We start from the raw sequence: 4,282 nt of genomic DNA, 5'->3' as shown, positions 1-4,282 counted from the left end.
CTCATACCGAGAAAGAGGATGAATATGGCGCTTGCCCCTATAGCTGAATCGGATGTTTTGGCGGAAGCACTGGCGGGTATTTCTCACGTCGTGGAGGGCCAGCTCGACGCTCTGTTGCCCGTGCCGGAAAGTGTGGAAGCCAGACTGGTCGAGGCCATGCGATACGCGGTCCTGAATGGCGGCAAACGGATACGCGCGCTGCTGGTGGTGGAGGTCGCCAACTTGTTCTCCGCCGACCGGATTTGCGCAGCGCGCGTAGCGGCTTCGGTGGAAATGTTGCACGCTTACTCGCTGGTGCATGACGATCTACCCGCTATGGACGATGATGATCTGCGCCGCGGGCAGCCCAGTTGCCACAAGAAGTTTGATGAAGCCACAGCTATTCTAGCTGGTAACGCGCTGCTGACACGGGCGTTTGAGGTGTTAGTTGAAGCAGATACTGATGCCGATACTGATGTGCGCTGCGAGTTGGTGCTGGCTCTGGCTGCGGCGTCGGGCATGTGCGGCATGGTTGGCGGGCAGATGATCGACATCGAATCCGAGGGTAAAGCGCTCTCCGTCTCGGAAATCATGCGTCTCCAAGCACTCAAGACCGGCCGTCTCATCCAGTATGCCGCCGAGGCTGGGGCCATTCTCGGTCGCGCCAATGCTTCGCAAAGGCTCGCTATTGCCAATTATGGTCGCGATCTGGGCACTGCATTCCGGATCTATGATGATATACTTGATGTGAATTCGGATACTGCCACCTTGGGTAAGACTGCTGGTAAGGATGCTGCGCAGGGTAAAGCCACTACAGTTAGCATTTTGGGCCTCGAACAAGCGAAAGCCGAAGCCAAACACTTTTCGGGAAAGGCGATCAGTCATTTGGAGAGCTTCGGAGATCGTGCGGAAATCCTCCGGGCTCTTGTGCGCTTCACAATCACACGAAGAAGCTGAAGCCTCTAGCAAAGTATTGTCCGCCCCAACCGCTTTGCATTCCCTTTGTGCACTATAGTCTGTTTGGGTAGTTGCGGCCTCGTGACTGATGGACCGGATTGTCTGTACCCCATTGGCGACGTCCGCTTTCTGGTGTGGGTTTTCCGATCATCAATGGCTTAATTGGGCGCTGAGCCGACCTGGCGCACCAAAACTGTTTTAGCTTTTAGACCACCCAAAACCGCATTTTCGGCACTGCGCGCCACTACCCAGAGATCATCGGCATTATCTAAACCTACGCGTTCTGCATTGAAGTCGTCTAAGCCGTTATCTAAAGCAAAGCGGGTTTCTTCATCTGGTGCGTTTTCCAGAGCGAAAGATATTTGCAATGACCAACTCCCCACAGAGAATGTCTGCTCATAGTTTTAGTGCTGGCAGTGCTAAATAGCCATATAGGGTCGTCTGCCGATGAGACCATCGACCGCCAACGGCAGCTTTCTTTCGTGCACCGCATCCGGCTCAGCCCGTCCAAAATATTAGACAGAAAGAACGCGCCCAGGTTGATCATTCGCGGGGCTGGGTCCTATCCCCGAAAGAAGCCGGCCTCCCAAAAGCAGCACGTAAGTGTCGCTAATTTTGTCGTGTGTCAGACGGCTTCTGCAGCAAAACCGCACGACAAACGAATCAAAGGAAAAACAATGGGTTGCAGCTCGCCGCAGCCGATCGACAATTTACAAGTTATACGACTTTGATGTAATCCAGGGTTGTTATGGATTGAGCAATGGGTTGCGCTCATGGTACGTTTTCGTCATGAGCGCATATGCCGGGCAAGATCAGAGAAGAAAAGCTCTCAACCATTTCCCGCCGCATCCGTTTCTGACGATCCGGTTGCACACCGGGACGTTGCTGATTCTCCCGCAAAACCATGAGTCCTTCGACATGCGAAGGTTTCAAATCTATTGGGAATGGCATCCTAGCCGTGGCGCGGGAGCTTATGAACTCGAAAAACTCATTCAACTAGATTGGCATATCGCCGCTCAAATTAAGGATTTCTACAACAGCTTGCTGGGCGGTGGCGCCAACCGCCTGACTGACCAACAAATACTGGACTGGCTACGGGGCGAGGTGCAAAGCACCGCGCTCGCGGCATTCTGGCTTCAGGATGAGTGGATGCTAGGCGGGGCAATCTCGGCCCCGGCGGCTTCTCTCTCCTCGCCTCCGGCAACGCTGCCCGTTGCGCAATGGACCGCCAAGCACAAGATCGAAGCGATGTTCGAGGCCATACCGGGCCATCTGGGGCCGGCGGCGAGGGAACAGTTCAATGCCTTTCTCACGCCGCAGAACCTCGCCATTATGGTTGAATTTCTGGCGGCAGGATTAGCCATCCAAGCAATTCCCATCGCGGACGCGGTGGCCGATGCGATCATCGCCGCCTTGGCCTATGCCATGTATGGTTGGGCCGGGCTGGTGGCTGGGTATGAGTTTACCAAGGCGGTGATCCAGGCCGGAAGGGCGCAGAGCCAGCCTGATATCGACCATGCAGCACAAAAAGCAGCGGATGCTTTGATTACGCTTGGGGTGCTGTTCCTGGCTAAGCTTGTTGAAAAGGTTAAGGTCGATAGCGGGAAAAAGCCAAAGAAACCCACCAAGACCGAGCCGTCGAATAAACCGGCGCGCGGCTCGACCGACGATATCATGCAACGCTACAACAGAGGGAGTGATGGCGTTACCTATCCACGTGTCAATAATCAATTTACACCGGACAGCATTTATGACCAGAACAACCCGACCGCTGATCAGGAACTTGCGAAAGAACAATTACAAGACCAGCTCGATTCAAGTGGAAACCCAGCATGGGATGACGACAAGATCGACCAAGTTTTGAATAGCGGTTCCAACTTTGGCACCAAAGACTATTCTGTAGGCGATAACATCTACAAACTCCAGAATCTTGGCTACAATCCTGATACACCTAGTCCCTATATTCTGGATCAGAACGGCATGAACCAGTTGATCAATCAAGGATATGTTGATGAAAATTTGAACGTGACAAACGCAGCCGGGGTCAAGCAATATCTGGCTTTGCCATGCTACAATATGGCCCAAACAGTATTCCAAGGGCAGGTCACGGCACCAACAACAGGCGTCACGTCACAGATCAATTCCGCCTCGGAATTGTTCAATCTCGATAATGGAGCGGGTGGCGTGGATGAAGGAAAGCTGCTCATGACTGGCGGCGGCTCTCAAGTTTCATTGCCGCCGTCAGCGGTCAGCTTTGGTAAATAGAGGAACATTTCCATGATCCCCATCACCCTTGAGATCATCGGCCCTGGCATCGAAGAAGAATATGCAGATGCGATGGACCGCATCGCCTTCCTGCTCGACGCCTTCAAGGATTACCCCGCCTCGAATGACACTGCCCATGGCCGTGTGGTCTATCAGCTCCGCTGGCTCAAACAGGAGGTCGACGCGCAGCGCTTGCCTGTTCCCGTTCATAAGAGCTGGATCGGCACACTCTGCTACGTCGTCGGTTCCTGCGAAGTGGACGATACCAAGGAGATCGCCAAAGCCTTGGGGGAGCTAAAGCGTATCCTGCAAGGCCCCGGCTTGCTTAAGCCTCGGCATTTCCCGGTTATCGCGTCGCAGATCGACGATCTGGTGGCTGATATTCATCTCTTTGGAGATCCGCTGACACCAGATGAAACGCAACTTGTCGCTGATCTGGAAGAAGTCGCTAAGGGAATTCGATCCGGTCAAATTATTCCTCCGCTGACTGTGCCAAAAGGCATTCACCCTCTGAGGTTGGCTTTGATGCACGCCAACAGGTTAAAAGAGGTTTTTCCACCACATCCCGATCTGCGCCGCTTCAGACGACAATCAGACCATTTGCAGCTCCCACTATTTGAAAACTGGCGTCCTTACGTGGCACAAAAACCACCCTTAGCAGCCCCTAACCCTGGGCTGGGACCAGAAGCGCCGGATTTCACGCTCGTTCGTGATCTGGTGAAAACCAACGTAACGAAAACATAAGTCTCGCCAGCTCCTATTTGACAAGACTTTTGGAAGCCTGACTGTTGATTTCCACTGAGAAGTGACCCGGGAAGTTCCGACAAATCTTCGCCCCCCGATTCCGGGATATTCTCGCCCGGGTAGACGGGGGTGAGGTCATCCTCGCTGGCTGAGTTTAAGTTCGCCTCTTTGGTTGTTGCCGAGGAGGGGATTGATGCCGGCGGGGAGGGTTTGCATGCGCCATGTCGACAGGATGAGCGGCGATCCGAGCAAGAACATATGACCGAAACGTGCCAAACGGTGTCCTGCCCCATAATTTTGGCGTCATTCCAGTTCTTCTCAGCTGATCCGAACGAAT

Annotated in this window: 4 protein-coding genes; 3 read left to right on the top strand and 1 reads right to left on the bottom strand. The window is 53.7% G+C overall.

Annotated elements, in window-relative coordinates:
• The first annotated feature begins 24 nt into the window (after positions 1–24).
• Positions 25–936: a polyprenyl synthetase family protein gene (locus tag MXAZACID_RS16835; RefSeq protein ID WP_039885751.1), complete on the top strand. Its 912-nt coding sequence runs from the start codon at positions 25–27 to the stop codon at positions 934–936.
• 158 nt (positions 937–1,094) lie between these two features.
• On the opposite strand, the gene MXAZACID_RS18955 is transcribed toward MXAZACID_RS16835, so the two are convergent.
• Positions 1,095–1,304: a hypothetical protein gene (locus tag MXAZACID_RS18955; protein WP_144052876.1), complete on the bottom strand. Its 210-nt coding sequence runs from the start codon at positions 1,302–1,304 to the stop codon at positions 1,095–1,097.
• A gap of 421 nt (positions 1,305–1,725) precedes the next feature.
• Here MXAZACID_RS18955 and MXAZACID_RS18040 point away from each other — a divergent pair, with 421 nt between their 5' ends.
• Positions 1,726–3,201: a hypothetical protein gene (locus tag MXAZACID_RS18040; RefSeq protein WP_144052875.1), complete on the top strand. Its 1,476-nt coding sequence runs from the start codon at positions 1,726–1,728 to the stop codon at positions 3,199–3,201.
• A 12-nt stretch (positions 3,202–3,213) separates the two neighbouring features.
• Positions 3,214–3,945, top strand: a complete 732-nt coding sequence (locus MXAZACID_RS16825; RefSeq protein ID WP_008495744.1) for a hypothetical protein — start codon at positions 3,214–3,216, stop codon at positions 3,943–3,945.
• Positions 3,946–4,282: the final 337 nt, after the last annotated feature.

Source organism: Acidocella sp. MX-AZ02 (assembly GCF_000306035.1).
GTDB lineage: Bacteria > Pseudomonadota > Alphaproteobacteria > Acetobacterales > Acetobacteraceae > Acidocella > Acidocella facilis.
Note: the sequence above shows the minus strand (reverse complement) of the source record. Positions and strands in the feature narration are given on the sequence as shown.